The organism is Pseudomonas farsensis, from assembly GCF_014268805.2.
GTDB classification, from domain to species: domain Bacteria; phylum Pseudomonadota; class Gammaproteobacteria; order Pseudomonadales; family Pseudomonadaceae; genus Aquipseudomonas; species Aquipseudomonas farsensis.
This window is the reverse complement of the sequence record NZ_JABWRF020000001.1, coordinates 1,309,285-1,329,945: the sequence shown is the minus strand read 5'-3', so window position 1 is coordinate 1,329,945 and position 20,661 is coordinate 1,309,285. Positions and strand designations below refer to the sequence as shown.

The window sequence follows — 20,661 nt, the reverse complement described above, 5'->3', positions numbered from 1 at the left end:
GCCTCAGCACACGAAAAGCTTGGTTCCTGATATTGCGAAACGGGGCGCAGTCAAATACTGTACGCACATACAGCAAAAAAAGGACAACCCCGTGGCCAGCACTTCCGCCGCAACAACCGGCAACTATGAGCAGATGGCTCAGCGCATCCAGAAGATCATCAATAGCCCCACCGCCCAGCGCAGCCGCGCCGCATTGATCTTCAAGCTCGAACAAGAGTCGCCCGACGACTGGGCAACGTTGCTCGAAGAAATCGACGAAAACGACAATGTCACCCTCGCCCACCGCGACGATGGCGGCATCCAGATTTTCTGGACGGTCCCTCAGGAAGATTGAACGCGCTCAGGCCAAGGTCTGCAGGTAGGCACTTGCCTGCTGGTAACGCACCAGCCTGGCCAGGTCGGCCGGGCCCGGGCGAGCGATGCGGGTGATGTCACTGTTGTCGGCAAGGTCGGCCAGCTTGACCTCGCGCGCGAGCGGATCAACACCTAGGCGGACCACGAAAGCCTCATAGCTTTCGTCATGGCGGCGGCTCAGCGCCAGCAACGCGGCCAGGATCTTCAGCGGGAAGCCTTCGCGGGCCAGGTCTGAGAGGGTTAAAGAGGTGTCTTCCAGCACATCGTGCAATACGGCAACGATGCGCTGCTCAGGGGTATGTACACGCGCCATCACCCGCAACGGGTGAAGAATATAGTCAGCCCCACCTTTATCGACCTGCCCTTCATGGGCTCGGGTCGCCACCGAAATGGCGCGTTCCAACGTTGCCATGAGGCCTCCCCTAATCTCCATCCTCCCTCGCAAGCATAGCTGTGACCGCCGGATGGGGGTGTCTGTTCCGCTCTAATTCAGCGCTTGACCCCATGCTGGATGACAACCGAGTCAGTACCCAGCTTGGCCATTACCTCAGCCTTGCGTGCCTCGGCTTCGGCACGGGTTGGATACGGGCCGACGAGCACCACAGGCTTGCCCTCGCGATACTCGACCCAGGAAGGGATGCCTTTTTCGATCAAGCGCGCCGTCATGTCGGTCAAGGCACCCATGTTCGGCCCCTGGATCACCTCAACGTCCCAGCCCTCTGGCGCAGGCTGGCCGGCGAGCTCGTCGGCGCGGCGTTGCAGATCAGCCCCGCCGCAGATTTCACGGATGCGCATGTTGTTGCCGGCATCGTCGATGAGGATTTCGTACTGGCCATCACGCTTGATAGCGACATAGCTGCGGTAGGCCTCGTATTGGCCGGCACTGTCCTTGCCGCGCACCTGACCACAGATGGAGCCAGCGGTGTCGAAGCGCACGTTAGCGAACTTGGCAGTCTTGGGATTGCTCAGGTGCTGGGCGACCTGGTTATGCACCCCTTCAACCTCGTTGTTGCAGCCCGCCAGAGCCAGCACTGCCATTACCACAGCCAGATTGCGCACGCGTGTACCTCCAGATTCGAAGGGGCGAAGTCTAACATGGCGAGGGATGGGATTCGGCGAGGGCGCGGCGATAGTGCAAGGCATGTGTTGCCAATTGTGGCTCTCCACGGCCTGGAGAGCAGAATGCAAAAAGGGCGACCCTTTCGGATCGCCCCTTCTGATATTTGGTAGGCACAATTGGACTCGAACCAACGACCCCCACCATGTCAAGGTGGTGCTCTAACCAACTGAGCTATGTGCCTGTCGTGTGGGGCGCATATTAGAGATCAAGCCCACACCTGTAAAGCGTTTTTTTCAAAAAAATCAAAACCTTTGCGACCTTGCAAATGCAAAAAGGGCGACCCTTTCGGATCGCCCCTTCTGATGTTTGGTAGGCACAATTGGACTCGAACCAACGACCCCCACCATGTCAAGGTGGTGCTCTAACCAACTGAGCTATGTGCCTGTCGTGTGGGGCGCATTCTACCTGCTGGAAAACCGCTGTCAACTATTTTTTTAACGCTAACCTACTGAATCTTAAAAATATTTAGAGAAGAACCTGAACAAGGAGCGCGTAAAGGATTTTCGCCGGACGACTAGCGGGTGTTTATTATTATTGATAGCATCGGTACATTCGTTAAAAATATAAAACACGAGGTCTCTCGAGCATGGCTAACACCCCCTACCCCCAGTCCTACTACGCCGCCTCGGCCAACCCGGTGCCGCCACGTCCGGCGCTGCAGGGTGAGGTGGAAACCGACGTTTGCATCATCGGTGCCGGCTACACCGGCCTGTCGAGCGCCCTGTTCCTGCTCGAAAACGGCTTCAAGGTCACCGTTCTGGAAGCGGCGAAGGTGGGTTTTGGCGCTTCCGGGCGCAACGGCGGCCAAATCGTCAACAGCTACAGCCGCGACATCGACGTGATCGAACGCACTGTCGGCCCGAAAGAGGCACAACTGCTGGGTCAGATGGCTTTTGAGGGCGCGCGAATCATTCGTGAGCGGGTAGCCAAGTACAACATCCAGTGCGACCTGAAAGACGGCGGTGTCTTCGCAGCCCTGACCAGCAAGCAGATGGGCCACCTGGAGTCGCAACAACGCCTGTGGGAACGCTTTGGCCACACCCAGCTTGAGCTGATGGACCAGAAGCGTATCCGCGAAGTGGTTGCCTGCGACAGCTATATAGGCGGCATGCTCGATATGAGCGGCGGCCACATCCACCCACTGAACCTCGCCCTGGGCGAAGCAGCAGCCGTGGAGTCGCTGGGCGGCGTCATTTACGAACAATCCCCGGCTGTGCGCATCGAGCGCGGCGCCAACCCGGTCGTGCATACCCCGCAGGGCAAGGTACGCGCCAAATTCATCATCGTTGCCGGCAACGCCTACCTGGGCAACCTGGTACCGGAACTGGCCGCCAAGTCCATGCCGTGCGGTACCCAGGTGATCACCACCGAGCCGCTGGGCGAAGAGCTGGCCCGCACCCTGTTGCCGCAAGACTACTGCGTCGAAGACTGCAACTACCTGCTCGACTACTACCGCCTGACCAGCGACAAGCGCCTGATCTTCGGTGGTGGCGTGGTCTACGGGGCGCGTGACCCGGCCAACATCGAAGCGATCATTCGCCCGAAGATGCTCAAGGCCTTCCCGCAGCTCAAGGACGTGAAAATCGACTACGCCTGGACCGGCAACTTCCTGCTGACGCTATCGCGCCTGCCGCAAGTGGGCCGCATCGGCGACAACATCTATTACTCGCAAGGCTGCTCCGGCCATGGTGTGACCTATACCCACCTGGCGGGCAAGGTGCTGGCCGAAGCACTGCGTGGCCAAGCCGAACGCTTCGACGCCTTCGCCGGCTTGCCGCACTACCCGTTCCCCGGCGGGCAAATGCTGCGCGTACCGTTCAGCGCTATTGGCGCCTGGTACTACAGCCTGCGAGACCGCCTGGGCTTCTGATCGTTACTACAGCGCCGGCTTGGTCCCCCTATGCGGGGGAGCAAGCCGGGGTCACTGCCCGAGGCTGTTGAGCGCTTGCTTGGCAGCAATTTCCTGCCCGGACCGGGCCAGCTCATCTGCAGCCTGCAGCCAGCGCTTGCGGTCCACCTGCGCCGGCAACTGACGCGGCGACTGCACCAGCACTGCCCAACTGCCATCCTTGGCCCACGCCGAAGCAAACGCATCGAAGCTCATCAACTGCCGCCGATGCATGCCGCTGCGCAGTAGCACCCGATGCTTGTAGCGGTCATAGCCGATCAGTACTGCATAGCGCGGCTCGCTCCACCAGATAGACCCTTCCTGATAACGCACCAGCACCGGGTAACCGGCGGCGACCTGGCTGAGCAAGGCGTCCAAGTGTTTGTCGAGCGGGTAGACCACCCTACCGTACTCACGGGCCACGCGCGGTATGCCGGTATCCAGCGAGCCTGCGGCCTCGGGCAGGCCGAGGGCTTTGTCGAGCAGGCCTGGCGTAATAGGGGCGCCCTGCTGTGACAGTACCGCGGCCAGCGCCATGGAACCGCTGTGGTTGGCATTGCCGCGGTAGAACGGCACGCTGCTGATTTCGGTACGTTGCGGCTCGCCTTTGACCGCAGGCGCCGGGGCACTGGCGCAGCCGCTCAAGACAGCCGCCACCAGGCACGCGGTTAACAGACGACGTGGGCCGTAACGCAAAGGTTTGGAAGGTGTTGGCAACATGGGCTCTCGCTTGATCCACTGCCGGGCAGCCAACGCCCGGCTTTGAGCTGCGATGATAGGTCCCCAGGCCGCGCGGGTATAGCCCGGCGCAGGCATGTCAGGAAATAACGCAAGGCATAGACCTAAGGTCAATTGAACGTCACACACTACCGGCTAGACTAATGATGTGTCTGGAAGGCAAGCCTGGCTTGCCGCAGAAATGGAGGCACACATGAGCCTGACTATGGCAATTCTGATGTTGGTAGGTATGTGGCTTAGCGTTGCAGCGGCCATGCTCTGGGGTGTTCTGCGTATCGTGCGCCGGCATGCCCACCCTCACCCCACCCGCACACGCCCTCAGCCACGTGCGCTCCCCGCACACCGCGCGCCACGGCAGGTTGGCGCACACTGATCGGATCTGCCGCCAGCGCGCCCTGGCGGCAGGCTCTGTCTGGCAAGAGCAAATTCCACTATCGTAGCGTGGCGTGGCAGCCGCCCTTTGGCGTCAGCTCTTTCAGCATGCAAGGCCCTTAACCATGCTCACCCCCAGACTCACCACACAGAGCTTGCTGCTGGTTGCGGCCGCGTTGGTAATGCCGATTGTGGGTATCGATGTTTATCTCACGCTGGCTCTGGGCCAGGATAATCCATACCTGTATCTGCTGGCTGTACCGGCAGCGGTAGTGTCGTATGTGTTGGTACAGATCGCCTTGATCATCGCGTTTGTCACCGGCGGGCGCTTCACCACTGGCAAAACGGGTGCTGTATTGGTGCTCGGCTGGGCGCTCGCAGTGGCATTTCTGTTGGTACGTTTTTTCTATTCGCACTAACCGAAACCAGGCCAAGCCCTGTTCTCACTCGGTGTAACGCAGCCATACATGTGCGCGCCCGATGATCGCCTCGGCAAACACCGCAGCCATGCGTGGCCGGTCTGCAACGTTGTAAAGCGCACACAAGTCTTGCGCCAGCGCCTGAGCCAGCGCCGCGTCAGCAGCCTGGGCCCGCCAAAAGCCCAGATATGACGCCCCAACCCCCATCAGCTCATAGCCATGGTTCTGCGCCAACTGCCGAGCAACAGCGTGGTTCTGCGCAGGGTCAAGATCGCTGGTGAAGTAGCCATTGGGGAAGGCCGCCAACGTGTCATAACTCTGCTCTACAGGCACCACCAGCGCCGAAACTGGCTGATCAAGCAAGGTCACCGGGTGCTGCTGGTAATCCAGCCACTCCTGCAACGCCTGCTCGTCCAGGGCCAAACCGTGGGCGCACGCCCCTTCGAAGGTGGCCGGCGCCACCGCAGCCCTGAAATTGCGCAGACAGATAGCAAACTCGGCCTTGGTGCACAGGTAGCCCAGGTATTCGCCGCCTTCGAAACACTCCGCTGGCAATGCCGCCAGCTCCTCTTCGCAAGCATCGGCAAGGTCGAGGTTGTTTGCGGCATGGCCTGAGGTATAGCGGGCCTGATGGCGATCATCGAGGGTGAACAGCGCCCTGCAACCGGGGTGGTTGGCGCTGATAGTGCGGGCAGCAGCTGCCAGCTCGCTCAGGCTGCCGATGGCGCTCAGGCGATATTCGTCGCAGAGCCCACCACTGAAGTTGTCGGTGGTTTCGCTGCCGATAAAGTGGATTTCCATGGCGGGCATTCATGTCCTTGTCGTGGCGTGCCAAAGACCCTTAACTCAAACCCTGCCAGCCAGCAAATGCTCAGCGCACTGGCGCGGTTCGGTTTTTAGCCCTCGGCGGCCAGGGTCGCCTGCTGCGCGGCTTCGTCGGCCAGGCGCTGGCGCTCGGCTTTGCAGATGTACTTGTCTTTACTCTTCGGCGCGAGCTTGGCGCTGGCTTTCTTGGCGTTGGCCTTGAGCAACTGATTGATCTTTTTGCGGCGGTTCATGGGGGGTGCTTCCATCGGGCGGGTCGGCGCGCACGATACAGCAAATTGCAGAACCTGGGGGCCGCCCCACTACAGGCCCGCCCCCAATTTTTCAATAGAAGTCGTAGTAGATCGCCCACTCTCCGGTAACCCGGTGCTTCCAGAACATCAGGCTGCCGCTGTCCACCACGTTGAGGCCGATCTTGCCGTCAGACGATATCTGAAACACGAACTCGAAGTCGTCGCCAGGGTAGACCCCGGACTGGCAGAACGAGGGATAGCCGCCGATCTTATGCTCGTAGCAGTGTGTGACCATGTCGTAATAGCTTTCGATGTGCCCGGCCCGTTCCAGCGCCAGCACTTCGCGCTCCAGATCACACGGCACACCGCCGCCATCCCATAATGGGTAATCCTCAGCGACCGCTTCGACCTTCAGCGGGAATGGCTTGAGGAAAGAACCGGGCACTGCCAGCTCCTTGCGTACCAAAGGCTCGTCAGTGCTGTACTCGCGAATCAGCCAGTTGCCGCCCATCGGCTCGAATTCATCGGGGAAGGCTGCACTGATGAACACCGTAAGCACGCGCACCCCAGCCAGCATTGGGCTGGAGAACGGCAGTGCTGGCAGGTAAAACTGTGCATAGGGCAGCATCTGGTCGCCCGCCGCATTGAGCGGGATGTCCTCATCGGGGCGGAACAGAAACACACGCCCCAACCAGCTTTCATCATCGGCATGAGTGGGCCGAAAACCGCCTGCCACGAATTTGCTGGCTGGCCGCGCCAGGCGCTGTTTGATCGTTTCAATATCCATGCAGGCAGAAAGCTCCTTTGCTGATCGGTAACAACCTAGAGACTGAAGTGTACCCTTCAGTCACCTGCTGTTTTAATGCGTAGCTGGACAAGCCAATGATCATATCCGGACTGTGTGGGGAGGTCAGTACCGACTGGCCACTGCTACGCTTGCCAGATACCGGGCGTTGATCCGGGCGAGATTCTCTACTCAGGAGTGTACCCATGGCCCTCTGCGACGACCTGGCCCTGCTGATCCGCCAGGAACAGTTGCTGCAGTTCGAGCATTTCGACGAAGACATTGCCTGGCAGCTCGGTTCGTGGCTTGTACAACGCGCCCAGAGCGAGGGCTGGCCGGTGCTGGTCGAGATACGCCGCTTCGAGCGCGTGCTGTTCACCGCCAGCCGCCCCGGCGTCACCCCACACCACCACGACTGGGTGCGCCGCAAGAGCAACACGGTACAGCGCTTCCTGTGCAGTTCTTATCGAATCGGCCACCAACTGGCCATTGACCAGAAGGACATCACCCAGCGCTACAACCTTCCCGCCAGCGACTATGCCAGTGCTGGCGGAAGCTTCCCGCTTAGCGTGAAAGGCGCCGGGGTGATCGGCTGCATAACGGTCTCTGGGCTGCCTGAGCGCCAGGACCACCAGCTGGTTATCGACGCACTGTGCGAACTGCTTGGCCACGACCGCACCGAGCTGTCGCTAGCTGAAAAATGATCAGGCACGCACCCGGCGCAGCTCGACCTGCCCCGCGTTATTGACCACCCAAACCTGCCCATCGGCAACGCGCACGCCACCGACCCAGCGCTCGGCAGGTGTATGATCCAGCCAGTTTGCATGCCCGGCCAGCACCTGTTCGCCCAGCGTCGTCAGGCGCAGCGTGCGTTGCTGCCAGCCATCGCCCGGCCCTTCGTGCAACAGCGGGCGCGGCGTATCGATCAGCGGGCGCAACAGCACACTGAACATCAGGTCCCCCAGATACGGCAGTGGCTCGTCCCGCGCCATCAGTTCGGCAAACACGCGTGCGGCCGGCTGCTCGCCCAGGCGCGCGACAATGCGCAGCGTCAGGCGCTCGGTCAGGCTCAGGCCATCAACCGCCCCGGGGAGCTCTTGCAGCTGCCGAGCCAGCGCGCCTTGCAGCAAAGGCAACGGCGCATGGGCAGTGGCTGCGAGTGCGGCCCAGGCCCGGGGGTCGGGCGCGGTATAGGCAGCCCAGGCCTGACGCGCCAGCAACAAAGCCTCCTCGCCCACGCTGCGGCGCTGTGGCCACAGCCAGGCAAGCAGGTCCGGGGCCAACTGGCCGATCCCGATAAAACGCTGCACACCCGGCACCCGGTCGATTTCGATCAACTCAAGACGGCGCGGTACACAGGGCAGGCTGGCAAAGACGCGAATCAGGAACAGCTGATCATAGGCATCGGCTTCACACCACAGCACCAGTTGGCTGTCAGCGCTCAGTTGCTCCAGCGCCGAACGCAGGCGCGCCTGGCGCTGCTCGACGTCGTGCATGGACATGCCGAATACACGCGCTATGTAGGCGCTACGTGCCGGCCAGTAGTCATGGGCGGGCACCGGACCCATGACCATGGGGTCGTCGAACATCTGAAACGTGCCGGTAAAGCCTGCCACCCGCAAGCTGTGCTCGATATCGTTACCGCAGCGCCAATGCTGCACTTGCGCCTCGCCTTCGGTGGCAAAGCCTGGGTGGCGGGCGGCGAACGCCACGGCATCGGCGTGGGCCTTGAGCTTAGGCCAGCTGGCAAAGCCAACCTGGCGCGCCAGCAGCCACTGGGTATCGGCCAGGCGGTAGTCGGGGCCAGGCAGGCCGAGGCTGCGCAACTGGGCGCGGGTGTCGTGGTCGAGGTGCTTGAGCAGGCGCTTGGCGTGTTTGCGCAACGCCGGCAGGTCGATCAGGCCGTGGTGACGGGATGCATGAATGGCAGGCATGCCAACTCCTTTCAGGGCTCGGTCCGCCGACAAGCCGGGAGCTGGAATGTAATGAAAGCTTCAAGTGCCTGGGCAACCCCTTCGCGCGGACCGCGGGCGCAGCAGGCGCCTTGTGGCGGACTCTAACGGCTCGCACACAGACATGCAAACGATGTGCTTCACGGCCGGCTGCCAGCGTCTATCAGGACTTCCCGAATGCGCCCTGCTTTCGCACCAGGACTCTCCATGCAAGCACTCCTGCAAGAAATCCTCGACCACGTTCGCCCCTTGCTCGGCCACGGCCAGGTGGCGCAATACATCCCGGCACTGGCCCAGGTCGCCCCTGACCAACTGGGCATCGCCGTGCAAAGCCTGGATGGCCAGTTGCACTGCGCCGGGGATGCGCGCACGCCGTTCTCGATCCAGAGTATTTCCAAGGTGTTCAGCCTGGTGCAGGCCATTGGCCACAGCGGCGAGGACATCTGGCAGCGCCTCGGTTACGAGCCCTCTGGGCAGGCGTTCAACTCGCTGGTGCAACTTGAGGTGGAAAAGGGCCGGCCACGCAACCCGTTCATCAACGCCGGCGCCCTGGTGATCTGCGACATCAACCAGTCGCGCTACGCCACCCCTGCCCTGTCGATGCGCGATTTTGTCCGGCGCCTGGCGGCCAACCCACGCATCGTCAGCGATGCAGTGGTTGCCGAGTCGGAATACCAGCACCGCGCCCGCAACGCCGCCATGGCTTACCTGATGCAGGCGTTCGGTAACTTCCACAACGATGTCGATGCAGTGCTACGCAGCTACTTCCACCACTGCGCACTGTCGATGAGCTGCGCCGACGTTGCCCGGGCCTTTGCCTTCCTGGCCAACAGCGGCTACTGCCCGCACAGCGGCGAGCAGGTGCTGAGTCAGCGCCAGGCGCAACAGGTTAACGCCATCATGGCCACTAGCGGCCTGTACGATGAGGCCGGCAACTTCGCCTATCGGGTTGGTTTGCCGGGCAAAAGCGGTGTCGGGGGTGGCATCGTTGCGGTCGTGCCGGGGCGCTACAGCATCTGCGTGTGGTCACCGGAGCTCAATGCGTCGGGCAACTCGCTGGCAGGCTTGCGGGCGCTGGAGTTGCTCAGTGAGCGGATGACCGGGTCGGTGTTCTCGGCAGTGCCCTGAGGCCACTGCCGAACGTTGCGTCAGCGGGTCACGGTGCGCATGGTCACGAACTCTTCGGCGGCCGTAGGGTGCACGCCAATGGTATCGTCGAACTGCTGCTTGGTTGCCCCGGCCTTGAGCGCGATGCCCAGGCCCTGGATGATTTCACCGGCGTCCGGGCCAACCATGTGGCAGCCCAGTACTTTGTCGGTGTCGGCATCGACAACAAGCTTCATCAGGGTTTTCTCCTGGATGTCGGTCAAGGTCAGCTTCATGGCGCGGAAGCGGCTTTCGAAGATCTGCACCTTGTGCCCCGCCTCCAGTGCCTGCTCCTCGGTCAGGCCGACCGTACCGATCGGCGGCTGGCTGAATACCGCGGTAGGGATGTTCTGGTAGTCCACCGGGCGGTACTGCTCGGGCTTGAACAAGCGCCGGGCCACGGCCATGCCTTCGGCGAGGGCGACCGGGGTCAGCTGCACACGACCAATCACATCGCCAATGGCCAAAATCGACGGCGCGGTAGTCTGGTATTGCTCATCGACGCGGATATAACCCCGCTCGTCCAGCTCGACACCGGTGTTTTCAAGGCCGAGGTTATCCAGCATCGGCCGGCGCCCGGTCGCATAGAACACGCAGTCGGCAACCAGCTCGCGGCCATCCTTGAGCGTGGCCTTGAGGCTGCCGTCAGGTAGCTTGTCGATACGCTGGATGTCGGCATTGAACTGCAGATCGAGGCCGCGTTTTTCCAGCTCTTCCTTGAGGTGGGTGCGCACCGAGCCATCGAAACCGCGCAGGAACAGGTCACCGCGGTACAGCAGCGAGGTGGCAGCACCGAGGCCTTGGAAGATACCCGCAAACTCCACGGCGATGTAACCGCCACCGACTACCAGCACGCGGCGCGGCAATGCTTTGAGGTAAAAGGCCTCGTTGGAGGTGATGGCCAGCTCCTTGCCCGGAATATCCGGCACCTGCGGCCAGCCGCCGGTGGCGATCAGGATGTTGGCAGCGCTGTAGCGCTGGCCGTCGACATCGACTTCGTTGGCCCCGGTGATGCGCGCGTGCCCCTGCAGCAGGGTCACGCCACTGTTGACCAGCAAGTTGCGGTAGATGCCGTTGAGCCGCTCGATCTCGCGGTTTTTGTTGGCAATCAGCGTGCCCCAGTCGAAATGGCCCTCTTCGAGGGTCCAGCCGAAGCCTGCGGCCTGCTCGAGCTCGTCGGCAACGTGGGCGCCGTACACCAACAGTTTTTTCGGCACGCAGCCAACGTTGACGCAGGTGCCTCCGAGGTAGCGGCTTTCAGCCACCGCCACCTTGGCACCGAAGCCTGCGGCAAAGCGCGCGGCGCGTACACCGCCGGAACCGGCGCCAATCACGAACAGATCAAAATCGTAAGCCATGCAATGAGTCTCCTGGGCAGACGCCCAGCATAGCGCCGTTGCCGGCAGCAAACAAAAAACCGCTGAAACGCAAAGGCCGCGCTGCGGCCCATCGCGCTACATGCCCACCCCCACAACTACGTGGGAGCGGGCTTGCCCCGCGATGGGCCGCAGCGCGGCCCCGGTTCAACCTGGCAGTGGCTTATCAGTAAGCCTTGCCGGTCTTGTAGTAGTTCTCGAAGCAGAAGTTGGTAGCGTCGATGTAACCCTCGGCGCCGCCGCAGTCAAAGCGCTGGCCCTTGAACTTGTAGGCAATCACGCAACCGGCCTGCGCCTGCTGCATCAGTGCGTCGGTGATCTGAATCTCGCCACCTTTGCCAGGCGGGGTGTTCTGGATGATATCGAAGATATCCGGGGTCAGGATGTAACGCCCGATGATGGCCAGGTTCGACGGAGCATCTTCCGGCGCCGGTTTCTCGACCATGTTGGTCACACGGAAGATATCGTCGCGGATCATGTCGCCGGCAATAACACCATACTTGTTGGTTTCCTGCGGATCGACTTCCTGGATGGCGATGATCGAGCAGCGGAACTGGTTGTACAGCTTGACCATCTGGGTCAGTACGCCATCACCATCCGGGTTGACGCACAGGTCGTCCGCCAGCACCACGGCGAACGGCTCGTCGCCGATCAGCGGGCGGCCGGTCAGAATCGCGTGGCCCAGGCCTTTCATCTCGGTCTGGCGGGTGTAGGAGAACGAGCACTCATCAAGCAGGCGACGGATACCGACCAGGTACTTCTCTTTGTCGGTGCCCTTGATCTGGTTTTCCAGCTCGTAGCTGATGTCGAAGTGGTCTTCCAGGGCGCGCTTGCCGCGGCCGGTGACGATGGAAATCTCGCTCAGGCCGGCGTCCAGGGCCTCTTCAACGCCATACTGGATCAGTGGCTTGTTCACCACCGGCAGCATTTCCTTGGGCATGGCTTTGGTAGCGGGCAGGAAGCGGGTGCCGTAACCGGCTGCCGGGAACAAGCATTTCTTGATCATATACGTCCTTAACGAAGGGCTTTGCGTACGAATTTCGGCGCAGTCTAATCAGGCGGCGGTCACCTTACAATGCCCCGCCCTCGTACGACCGATGCCATGATAGAGATATCCCAGTGTAGTTAGTTCCAAGGGATCGTAAATATTGCGCCCATCGGACAGCTCAGGCACGCGCATCAGCCCGTGAACACGGGCCAATACCCGCATTGCAACCGCCAGTGATGACTATGCCATGAGCGCTTTGCAGCAAACTGATGAACGTATCCCGACCCTATGGATTAGCGCAGGCAGCACGGGGTTTTTGAGCCGGATTCGTGACTGCAAGGCAAAAGACCTTGGCGCATGCGCGCCTTAATCCCTCGGAGTAAAACACGCAGACTGCCGGTCATAACTTTTCACATCCGGCAGGAGCATACCCATGAGCATTCCTTCGTTTGGCCTCGGCACCTTCCGTCTTACCGGGCAAACCGTCATTGATTCGGTCAAGGCTGCACTTGAACTGGGCTATCGCGCCATCGACACAGCGCAGATCTACAAGAATGAAGGCGAAGTTGGCCAGGCCATTGCCGAGAGCGGCGTGCCGCGCAGCGAGCTGTTTATTACCACCAAGATCTGGGTCGACAACTACGCCGCCGACAAACTCATCCCAAGCCTGCGCGAAAGCCTCGCCAAGCTGCGCACCGACCACGTCGACCTGCTGCTGATCCACTGGCCCGCGCCGGGCAACGGCGTTGCACTGGGCGAGTACATGACGGCAATGGCAGAGGCCAAGCAACTGGGCCTGACCCGCCAGATCGGCGTGTCCAACTTCAATATCGAACTGACCCGCCAAGCCATTGAGGTGGTAGGTAAAGGCGAGATTGCCACCAACCAGGTCGAACTCAGCCCCTACCTGCAAAACAGCAAGCTGGCCGCCTACCTGAATGACCACGGCATCACAGTCACCTCCTACATGACCCTGGCCTACGGCAAGGTGCTCAAGGACCCGCTGCTGGCCAAAATTGCTGCCAAGCACAAAGCCACCGTTGCGCAAGTAGCACTGGCCTGGGCCTTGCAGCTCGGTTACGCGGTGATCCCGTCATCGACCAAGCGCGAAAACCTTGCCAGCAACCTGCTGGCGCAGGGCCTGCACCTGGATGCAGACGACATGGCGCAGATCGCCAGCCTGGAACGTAACGGCCGTGAAGTGAGCCCGGACGGCCTGGCGCCGGAGTGGGACTGAGCGACGGCCATGGAACACACGCCCCCTCTGAAACCCGCACCCTGGAGCGCCCGATGAGCACGCCCTCACCCAAGCGGGTGCTGTTCGCCCTGGCCATCGGCGCCTTCGGTATCGGCACCACCGAGTTCACGCCCATGGGCCTGTTGCCGGTGATTGCCGATGGTGTCGGGGCGAGCATCCCCAGCGCCGGCATGTTGATCACCGCGTACGCCATTGGGGTCATGGTCGGCGCACCGATCATGACCTTGCTGTTCAGCCGCTTTGGCAAGCGGGCGGCGCTGATAATGCTGATGGGCATCTTCACTGTCGGCAACCTGCTCTCGGCGTTTGCGCCGGACTACTACACCCTGCTCGCTTCCCGGTTGATCACCAGCCTCAACCACGGTGCATTCTTTGGCCTGGGTGCGGTGGTGGCAGCCAGCGTGGTACCCAAGGACAAACAGGCCAGTGCCGTGGCCACCATGTTCATGGGCCTGACCATCGCCAACATCGGCGGCGTGCCGGCCGCCACCTGGCTGGGGCAGCAGGTGGGCTGGCGCATGGCCTTTGCAGGCACGGCGGTGTTGGGCGTGGTGGCGATTACCGCACTTTGGTACGCCCTGCCCAAGGGCGAGCGCGGCCAGGTGCCGCATGTGCGCAAGGAGCTGGCGGTGATCGCCCGGCCGCGCGTGCTGCTGGCCATGGCCACCACAGTGCTCGGTGCCGGCGCCATGTTCACCTTGTACACCTACATCGCGCCGGTGCTCGCCGAGCTGACCGGCGCCGGCGATGGGTTTGTGACACTCGGCCTGGTGCTGATCGGGGTGGGTTTCACCTTGGGCAACAGCCTGGGCGGCAAGCTGGCGGACTGGTCGCTGGACGGCGCAGCGCGGATCTTCCTCGGCACACTGGCGGTGATCATGCTGCTGATGCCGCTGGTGCTCGGCAGCCATGTCGGAGCCGCTATCGCTTTGCTGGTTTGGGGAGTATTCACCTTCGCCGTGGTTCCGCCGCTGCAAATGCGGGTAATGACCGCTGCCATCGAAGCGCCGGGGCTTGCATCGTCAATCAACGTCGGCGCGTTCAACCTGGGCAACGCGCTAGGTGCTGCGCTCGGCGGCGCAGTCATCAGCCTCAACCTGGGTTACGCGGCGGTACCTATGGCTGGTGGGGTGCTGGCGGCAGCTGGCTTGCTGCTGGTTTGGCTGGGTGGGCGCAGCAAGGCCTGAATGCTGCGAGGCTATCAGTTCTGTGCAGGCCTGTTGCGGCCTCATCGCAGGCTGTCGCCAGCTCCCACGGGAATCCGGGCCAGGCCTCAATAGAGCGGCTGCGCGCGGTTCAAGTGGGAGATTCTATGGTTTTGTACAAGCCTGTTCTCGCCAGACATATTTCCTTGGGGCGAGTTCACTTGTGGCGAGCGGGCTTGCCCCGCGTTGGGCTGCGCAGCAGCCCCTTGGGTTTTCAGGGCTGCTGCGCAGCCCAACGCGGGACAAGCCCGCTCGCCACAACTGTCTATCATTTCCCACAGGATTGGGTCCAACAAAACCTTGGCATCCCCACGTGCGCTCAACCTGCAATAATCTGGCAGCCCCCCGGCAATATCTCGATGCAAATCTGCCGTGCAGCGCCGCGCCAGGGTGGTTAGAATCCGCGCCTGGCGTGTGCTGCGTGCGCCCGGGAGCCTTCCCGAATACGGAGAACATTCATTTGTTTTCCGTAGAGATTCGTCCATGTTGCACGCATGCCACCATTCCCTCTGGCCGCTCCCGTCCCGTGCTTTTGCATCGTGGGATGTCGCGCCGTTTTACCCAGCCATACTTTCGCCCATCGCCGCCCTGGCCCGCCATCATCGGAGCCCGCGCTTTGCCGTGCCCGCTGTTCGCCGCCCAGCCCGTGCGAGGGCGACGCAATGAACGAGGACCCGTGCATGAATGCCCCCCTTGCCAAACAGACCCAGCGCTCGCTGCTGCAACGCGTGCTCGCCAGCGAAGCCACTGGCGGCGTACTGCTGATGATCACCGCCACCCTGGCCATCATCATCGCCAACAGCCCCTGGGCTGAGGGCTATCGCCACCTGCTGCACTTCGCCGTTGGTCCCACCCTGACCGACAAGCTCGGGCCGATGACCGTACACATGTGGATCAACGATGGCCTGATGGCTATCTTCTTCCTGCTGGTGGGCCTTGAGATCAAGCGCGAACTGGTCGACGGCCGTCTGGCCAGCTGGGAGCAACGCCGCCTGCCCGCCTTGCCGGCGCTGATGGGCATGGCCGCCCCGGCCCTTATCTACCTGGCGCTGTCCAACGGTACGCCCGGCCTCGCCGCTGGCTGGGCCATTCCGGCAGCGACCGATATCGCCTTTGCCGTCGGTGCCTTGGCGCTGCTTGGCCGCCATGCCCCGCTGTCTTTGAAGGTGATGCTGGTATCGGTGGCGATCATCGACGATATGGGCGCGGTGGCAATCATTGCGGTGTTCTACACCTCCTCGATCGACCTTGTGGCATTGGCTGCCGCCGCCGGCATCGTTGCTGCGCTGCTGGCCTGCAACCGCCTGCGCGTCGTTGTGCTATGGCCCTATCTGCTGGGCGTTGTGGCATTGTGGTACGTCACCTTGTTGTCGGGGGTGCACGCCACCATCGCAGGCGTGGTTGGTGCCCTGCTTATTCCCTACAGCGCAGGTGCCGGCAAGCCTGCTGCCGCCAGCCCACTGCTGCGCCTGGAACATGGCCTGGCGCCTTGGGTGACGTGGCTGATCGTACCGGCCTTTGGCTTTGCCAATGCCGGCGTTTCGTTCGGCAGCCTGGGCTTGAGCGACATTTTTGCGCCGCTGCCGCTAGCGATTGCCCTGGGCCTGCTGCTTGGCAAGCAACTGGGCGTGTTCGGCGGCGTACTGCTGGCGGTCAAGACCGGCCTTGCCAGCAAGCCCCAAGGCGCCAGTTGGCTGCAGATATATGGGGTGGCGATGCTGTGCGGGATTGGTTTCACCATGAGCCTGTTCATCGGCGAACTGGCATTCCCCGGCCAGCCTGAGAAGGTCGAGGCGGCAAAAATCGGAATCTTGCTGGGTTCGTTGTTATCTGCGGTGATCGCCTGCGCCATCTTGCGTTTTGCGCCCAAACAGCCTGTTTGACATGACGGTGGCCGCTATCGCTAGCGGCCACGTAACGTGCACGCAGACATGAGCGATAGTGAAGCGCGTCAACAAATGGTCAAGCTCTGCTGCAAAGATACGCGCAGCATCCGGGCGATCCACAGGCCAATACAACAACGTGTTGAGGGCCTCTGCTGCGGCACTCTCCCCTCTTTGTTGAAGGCGGTGATGGCCACGACATACTTGCCGTCGAGGGAGAAAGAAGAGGGTGAGGCACGCTTGGCCATGTTACGCGAGCCGGCGCACATCAGGTAAATGCTGCCAGAACTTGGCACGGGGTTAAACGCCGATAAAAACGCAGGCACAAAAAAAGAGGCCTTTCGGCCTCTTTCTTTTTGATTCCCAGCGACGCACTGGGAATCGAATTTTGGAGCGGGAAACGAGACTCGAACTCGCGACCCCGACCTTGGCAAGGTCGTGCTCTACCAACTGAGCTATTCCCGCGTCGTGATAGGCGCCATTTTAGCGATTTGCCGAACGGCGTCAACCCCTTGATTCAAAAAAGTTTTATTTCTGTTCAGAGCCTTCGCGAAGATGTGGCCAGGCCGCCAGCAGGTAATGCGCCATCGACCACAGCGTCAGCCCGGCAGCGACCAGCAGCAGCCCATAACCCAGCACCACCCAGAAGGTCAGCAGCGGCGGGTTGGCCAGCAGGATTACCAAGGCGAGCATCTGCGCGGCAGTTTTCCATTTGCCCAGGCTCGAAACCGCCACATGCGCCCTCGCCCCCAGCTCTGCCATCCATTCGCGCAACGCCGACACCACGATCTCGCGGCCAATGATGACCGCCGCAGGCAGCGTCAGCCAGAAGTTCGCGTGCACCTGCACCAGCAGCACCAGGGCCACAGCCACCATCAGCTTGTCGGCCACGGGGTCGAGGAAGGCGCCGAAGGGGGTGCTCTGCTGCAGCCGACGGGCCAGGTAGCCATCGAGCCAGTCGGTGGCGGCGGCGATCGCGAACACCGTGCTGGCGGCCATGTAGCTCCAGTGATAGGGCACATAGAACAGCAGGATGAAGATCGGGATGAGCAGGACGCGTAGAACGGTGAGCAGGTTTGGAATATTCATCGGTACGACTGGCTGCGAGTTGAACCCGGCATTCTACTCGCTATGCAGGCTGGCATAAATCGACTCGGCAAGCTTTTTACTGATACCGGGTGCCTTGGCGATCTCTTCGATACTGGCGCGGTTGAGCTCTTGCAGCCCGCCGAAATGTTTCAGCAACTCGCGTCGGCGCTTTGGCCCTACCCCCGCGACACCCTCAAGGCTCGACGTGTTGCGGGCTTTGCCGCGGCGGGCGCGGTGGCCGGTAATGGCAAAGCGGTGGGCTTCGTCGCGGATCTGCTGGATCAGGTGCAGCGCCGGGTTGTCGCCCTTGAGCGTGAACTCGTGGGCGACATCATTGAGGTACAGGGTTTCGAAACCGGCCTTGCGCGTCACGCCCTTGGCCACGCCAAGCAGGGTGAGGTCGGTAAAGCCCAGTTCCTGCATGACCTCACGCGCCATGTTCAACTGGCCCTTGCCGCCGTCCACCAGCAGCACATCTGGCAGCTTGCCTTCACCGTCCTTGATACGGCCGTAGCGGCGCAGCAGGGCCTGGTGCATGGCGGCGTAGTCGTCACCGGCAGTCACGCCCTCGATGTTGAAGCGCCGGTAATCGGACTTCAGCGCACCTTCAGGGCCGAACACTACGCAAGAAGCCACGGTAGCTTCACCGCTGGAATGGCTGATGTCGTAGCACTCCAGGCGCTGTGGCACCTCGTCGAGCTCCAGTACCTGGGCTAGGGCTTCGAAGCGCGCGGCCATGTGCTGGCGGTTGGCCAGGCGGGCATTGAGCGCTTGCTCGGCGTTGGTGACCGCCAATTGCTGCCAGCGCGCACGGGTGCCGCGCACCCGATGGCTGATGGTCAGATCGAGCCCGCGCAAGGCCTGCACGGCCTCGGTGATAACAGCGAAGTCTTCATGCACCACGTTGACGATCAGCTCGCCTGGCAGCTCGCGCTCGGCGTTGCCCAGGTAGTACTGCGACAGGAAGGCCGACATGACCTCGGCCACCTCCTCCTCGATGCCAACTTGCGGAAAGAAGTTCTTGCTGCCCAACACCCGGCCGCCCCGTACGCTGATCAGGTGCACGCAAGCGCCGCCGGGGTTGGTGAACGCGGCCACTACGTCGACATCGCCCGAGCCGCCTTCCATGTACTGCTGGTCCTGCACGCGGCGCAACAACGCCACCTGGTCACGCAATTCGGCGGCCTTCTCGAAATTCAAGGCCATGGCGGCCGCTTCCATCTCGGCGTTGAGCTCATTGCCCAGTTGCTGGCTACGCCCCTCAAGGAACATCACCGAATGGCGAACGTCCTCGGCGTAATCGGTCGGCTCCACCAACCCCACGCAAGGGCCTTTGCAGCGTTTGATCTGGTATTGCAGGCACGGGCGGGTGCGGTTGGCGTAGTAGCTGTCCTCGCACTGGCGCACCGAAAAGGCTTTTTGCAGCAGGCTCAGGCTTTCACGGATGGCGCCAGCACTGGGGTACGGACCGAAATAGCGGCCCTTGGCCTTCTTGGCGCCGCGGTGGATGCCAAGGCGTGGGAACTGGCCGTCAGACAGGAATACGTACGGGTAGGACTTATCATCGCGCAACAGGATGTTGTACGGCGGCCGCCATTCCTTGATCAGTGTCTGCTCAAGCAGCAGCGCTTCGGTCTCGTTACCGGTAATGGTGGTTTCGACCTGCGCAATGCGGCCTACCAGCGCAGCGGTCTTGGGCGCCAGGCCGGTTTTGCGGAAGTAGCTGGCCAGGCGTTTCTTGAGGTTCTTGGCCTTGCCCACATAAAGCAACCGGGCTTCGGCGTCGAACATCCGATAGACGCCCGGGCGACCACTGCAGGTCGCCAGGAATGCGCTTGAATCAAAGGTCTGAGACATTGGGGTGCTTAAAGACTTGCGTCAACCATACCGTGGCGGACTGCCAGCAGCGTCAGTTCGACATCGCTGGTGACCGAGAGTTTTTCGAAAATTCGATAACGGTAAGTATTGACGGTCTTGGGGGACAGGCACAACTTGTCCGAGATGATCTGCACTTTCTGGCAGCCGACGATCATCAGCGCGATCTGGATTTCGCGCTCCGACAGCGAGTCGAACGGCGAACCCTGTGGCTGGAACGATTTGAGCGCCAACTGCTGGGCGATCTGCGGGCTGATGTAGCGTTGCCCGGCAAAGGCCAGGCGAATGGCCTGGACCATTTCATCGAGCCCGGCACCTTTGGTCAGGTAGCCCGCGGCACCGGCCTGCAGCAAACGGGTCGGAAACGGGTCTTCCTCACACACGGTCACCGCCACCACTTTGATATCGGGGTGACTGCGCAGCAACTTGCGGGTTGCTTCCAGACCACCAATCCCTGGCATTTTCACGTCCATCAGAACCACGTCCGGCTTCAGCTCGCGGGCAAGCTTGAGGGAGGACTCACCGGAGTCAGCCTCACCTACCACCTGCAGACCGTCGATATCGGCCAGCATGCGCGTAATTCCAGTACGCACCAGATCGTGATCGTCGACCACCAGGACCCTTATCAAGCAGACACCTCGTCAGTGGGGGCGATTGGATCCCGCCACCTTAACAAAAATTTTCAATGGCGACCTAGGGTCCTGAAGGTGTTAGCAGTTATTTCAACAAGCCGCGCAGGTAAAAGTTGCCCCGTGGCCTATTGGCACAATTCGTTGCGAAAGCGCATCTGCCGCTCGGGCTGACGAATACCCTGGGGTGCGTCCGCAGCGGCCTCCCCGGCCAGACGATTGAGCAAATGCCACACGGCAGCCTGATCAGCAGCTGGCAGCCGGCGAAACGCACCGATCATCTGGTCTTCGTCAGCACTCAGGCTATCGAGCGGCGCGGGGGTATGTTTGCCGGTCAGCACATACAACGCATCGACACCGCGAGCAGCAACCGCCGCCAGGTAGTCCATGCGCGGGGTGCGCTCACCGCTCTCGTACTTGCCTTGAGCGTTGGGCTCGACACCCCCTACGTCACCGAATACGCGCTGGGTCATACCCAGACGCTCGCGCTCTTCCCTCAGACGTGGGCCAAATGCTGTCATGTCGTG

Annotated in this window: 22 protein-coding genes and 3 tRNA genes; 9 read left to right on the top strand and 16 right to left on the bottom strand. The window is 61.8% G+C overall.

Going from position 1 to position 20,661, the window contains the following annotated elements:
- Positions 1 to 91 precede the first annotated feature (91 nt).
- Positions 92 to 334, top strand: a complete 243-nt coding sequence (locus tag HU719_RS05880) for a DUF1654 domain-containing protein (protein WP_186519096.1) — start codon at positions 92 to 94, stop codon at positions 332 to 334.
- A gap of 6 nt (positions 335 to 340) precedes the next feature.
- Here the strand turns inward: HU719_RS05880 and HU719_RS05875 are convergent, their stop codons facing one another.
- The 4 genes from HU719_RS05875 to HU719_RS05860 all read right to left on the bottom strand — a co-directional run bounded on the left by HU719_RS05875 (position 341) and on the right by HU719_RS05860 (position 1,858).
- The gene (locus tag HU719_RS05875) at positions 341 to 766 is read right to left on the bottom strand and encodes a GTP pyrophosphokinase (protein ID WP_186519098.1); all 426 of its coding nucleotides are present in this window, start codon (positions 764 to 766) and stop codon (positions 341 to 343) included.
- Between the two features lie 77 nt (positions 767 to 843).
- Entirely contained in the window at positions 844 to 1,413 is a 570-nt protein-coding gene (locus tag HU719_RS05870; protein WP_186519100.1) for an SPOR domain-containing protein, read from the bottom strand.
- Between the two features lie 165 nt (positions 1,414 to 1,578).
- Positions 1,579 to 1,655: transfer RNA gene (locus tag HU719_RS05865), tRNA-Val, on the bottom strand.
- A 126-nt stretch (positions 1,656 to 1,781) separates the two neighbouring features.
- A tRNA-Val gene (locus tag HU719_RS05860) sits at positions 1,782 to 1,858 on the bottom strand.
- Between the two features lie 202 nt (positions 1,859 to 2,060).
- On the opposite strand from HU719_RS05860, the gene HU719_RS05855 reads away from it, so the two are divergent.
- A complete protein-coding gene (locus tag HU719_RS05855; protein WP_186522986.1) occupies positions 2,061 to 3,344 on the top strand; it encodes an NAD(P)/FAD-dependent oxidoreductase in 1,284 nt (427 codons plus the stop codon).
- 51 nt (positions 3,345 to 3,395) lie between these two features.
- On the opposite strand, the gene HU719_RS05850 is transcribed toward HU719_RS05855, so the two are convergent.
- A complete protein-coding gene (locus HU719_RS05850; protein ID WP_186523007.1) occupies positions 3,396 to 4,139 on the bottom strand; it encodes a peptidase C39 family protein in 744 nt (247 codons plus the stop codon).
- Positions 4,140 to 4,293: 154 nt separating this feature from the next.
- On the opposite strand from HU719_RS05850, the gene HU719_RS23555 reads away from it, so the two are divergent.
- Positions 4,294 to 4,473 (top strand): hypothetical protein, encoded by a 180-nt coding sequence (locus HU719_RS23555; RefSeq protein ID WP_225917112.1) that lies wholly within the window; start codon positions 4,294 to 4,296, stop codon positions 4,471 to 4,473.
- A gap of 124 nt (positions 4,474 to 4,597) precedes the next feature.
- Positions 4,598 to 4,891: a hypothetical protein gene (locus tag HU719_RS05845; protein ID WP_186522988.1), complete on the top strand. Its 294-nt coding sequence runs from the start codon at positions 4,598 to 4,600 to the stop codon at positions 4,889 to 4,891.
- Positions 4,892 to 4,915: 24 nt separating this feature from the next.
- On the opposite strand, the gene HU719_RS05840 is transcribed toward HU719_RS05845, so the two are convergent.
- The 3 genes from HU719_RS05840 to HU719_RS05830 all read right to left on the bottom strand — a co-directional run bounded on the left by HU719_RS05840 (position 4,916) and on the right by HU719_RS05830 (position 6,736).
- Positions 4,916 to 5,701: a DUF4253 domain-containing protein gene (locus HU719_RS05840; RefSeq protein ID WP_367616381.1), complete on the bottom strand. Its 786-nt coding sequence runs from the start codon at positions 5,699 to 5,701 to the stop codon at positions 4,916 to 4,918.
- An 86-nt stretch (positions 5,702 to 5,787) separates the two neighbouring features.
- Positions 5,788 to 5,949, bottom strand: coding sequence for a DUF2986 domain-containing protein (locus tag HU719_RS05835; RefSeq protein WP_186522990.1), 162 nt, complete (start codon positions 5,947 to 5,949; stop codon positions 5,788 to 5,790).
- Positions 5,950 to 6,040: 91 nt separating this feature from the next.
- Positions 6,041 to 6,736 (bottom strand): DUF1963 domain-containing protein, encoded by a 696-nt coding sequence (locus HU719_RS05830; protein WP_186537353.1) that lies wholly within the window; start codon positions 6,734 to 6,736, stop codon positions 6,041 to 6,043.
- Between the two features lie 203 nt (positions 6,737 to 6,939).
- Between HU719_RS05830 and HU719_RS05825 the strand changes: the two genes are divergently transcribed.
- The gene (locus HU719_RS05825; RefSeq protein WP_186522994.1) at positions 6,940 to 7,437 is read left to right on the top strand and encodes a heme-degrading domain-containing protein; all 498 of its coding nucleotides are present in this window, start codon (positions 6,940 to 6,942) and stop codon (positions 7,435 to 7,437) included.
- Here HU719_RS05825 and HU719_RS05820 read toward each other — a convergent pair whose 3' ends face one another.
- Positions 7,438 to 8,667, bottom strand: a complete 1,230-nt coding sequence (locus tag HU719_RS05820) for a DUF1835 domain-containing protein (protein WP_186537352.1) — start codon at positions 8,665 to 8,667, stop codon at positions 7,438 to 7,440.
- A gap of 225 nt (positions 8,668 to 8,892) precedes the next feature.
- Between HU719_RS05820 and glsB the strand changes: the two genes are divergently transcribed.
- Entirely contained in the window at positions 8,893 to 9,813 is a 921-nt protein-coding gene (gene glsB / locus HU719_RS05815; RefSeq protein WP_186522998.1) for a glutaminase B, read from the top strand.
- Between the two features lie 20 nt (positions 9,814 to 9,833).
- On the opposite strand, the gene gorA is transcribed toward glsB, so the two are convergent.
- Positions 9,834 to 11,189 carry a glutathione-disulfide reductase gene (gorA, locus tag HU719_RS05810; protein ID WP_186537351.1) on the bottom strand — a complete coding sequence of 452 codons (1,356 nt, stop codon included), beginning with the start codon at positions 11,187 to 11,189 and terminating at the stop codon, positions 9,834 to 9,836.
- Between the two features lie 184 nt (positions 11,190 to 11,373).
- On the bottom strand, positions 11,374 to 12,213 hold the full coding sequence (gene galU / locus HU719_RS05805) for a UTP--glucose-1-phosphate uridylyltransferase GalU (RefSeq protein ID WP_186523003.1): 840 nt from the start codon (positions 12,211 to 12,213) through the stop codon (positions 11,374 to 11,376).
- 415 nt (positions 12,214 to 12,628) lie between these two features.
- Between galU and dkgB the strand changes: the two genes are divergently transcribed.
- The 3 genes from dkgB (at position 12,629) to nhaA (ending at position 16,541) form a co-directional block, all read left to right on the top strand.
- On the top strand, positions 12,629 to 13,432 hold the full coding sequence (gene dkgB, locus HU719_RS05800) for a 2,5-didehydrogluconate reductase DkgB (protein ID WP_186537350.1): 804 nt from the start codon (positions 12,629 to 12,631) through the stop codon (positions 13,430 to 13,432).
- A 53-nt stretch (positions 13,433 to 13,485) separates the two neighbouring features.
- Entirely contained in the window at positions 13,486 to 14,640 is a 1,155-nt protein-coding gene (locus HU719_RS05795; protein ID WP_186537349.1) for an MFS transporter, read from the top strand.
- Between the two features lie 698 nt (positions 14,641 to 15,338).
- Complete coding sequence (gene nhaA / locus HU719_RS05790; protein WP_186537393.1) at positions 15,339 to 16,541, top strand: Na+/H+ antiporter NhaA; 1,203 nt, start codon at positions 15,339 to 15,341, stop codon at positions 16,539 to 16,541.
- 389 nt (positions 16,542 to 16,930) lie between these two features.
- On the opposite strand, the gene HU719_RS05785 is transcribed toward nhaA, so the two are convergent.
- The 5 genes from HU719_RS05785 to HU719_RS05765 form a co-directional block, all read right to left on the bottom strand.
- Positions 16,931 to 17,006, bottom strand: a tRNA-Gly gene (locus HU719_RS05785).
- A gap of 63 nt (positions 17,007 to 17,069) precedes the next feature.
- Positions 17,070 to 17,630: a CDP-diacylglycerol--glycerol-3-phosphate 3-phosphatidyltransferase gene (gene pgsA / locus HU719_RS05780; protein ID WP_186523192.1), complete on the bottom strand. Its 561-nt coding sequence runs from the start codon at positions 17,628 to 17,630 to the stop codon at positions 17,070 to 17,072.
- 33 nt (positions 17,631 to 17,663) lie between these two features.
- Positions 17,664 to 19,487 carry an excinuclease ABC subunit UvrC gene (gene uvrC / locus HU719_RS05775; protein WP_186537392.1) on the bottom strand — a complete coding sequence of 608 codons (1,824 nt, stop codon included), beginning with the start codon at positions 19,485 to 19,487 and terminating at the stop codon, positions 17,664 to 17,666.
- 8 nt (positions 19,488 to 19,495) lie between these two features.
- A complete protein-coding gene (gacA, locus tag HU719_RS05770; RefSeq protein ID WP_186523190.1) occupies positions 19,496 to 20,134 on the bottom strand; it encodes a response regulator transcription factor GacA in 639 nt (212 codons plus the stop codon).
- A 128-nt stretch (positions 20,135 to 20,262) separates the two neighbouring features.
- On the bottom strand, positions 20,263 to 20,655 hold the full coding sequence (locus tag HU719_RS05765) for a helix-turn-helix domain-containing protein (protein WP_186537391.1): 393 nt from the start codon (positions 20,653 to 20,655) through the stop codon (positions 20,263 to 20,265).
- Between the last annotated feature and the right edge of the window lie 6 nt (positions 20,656 to 20,661).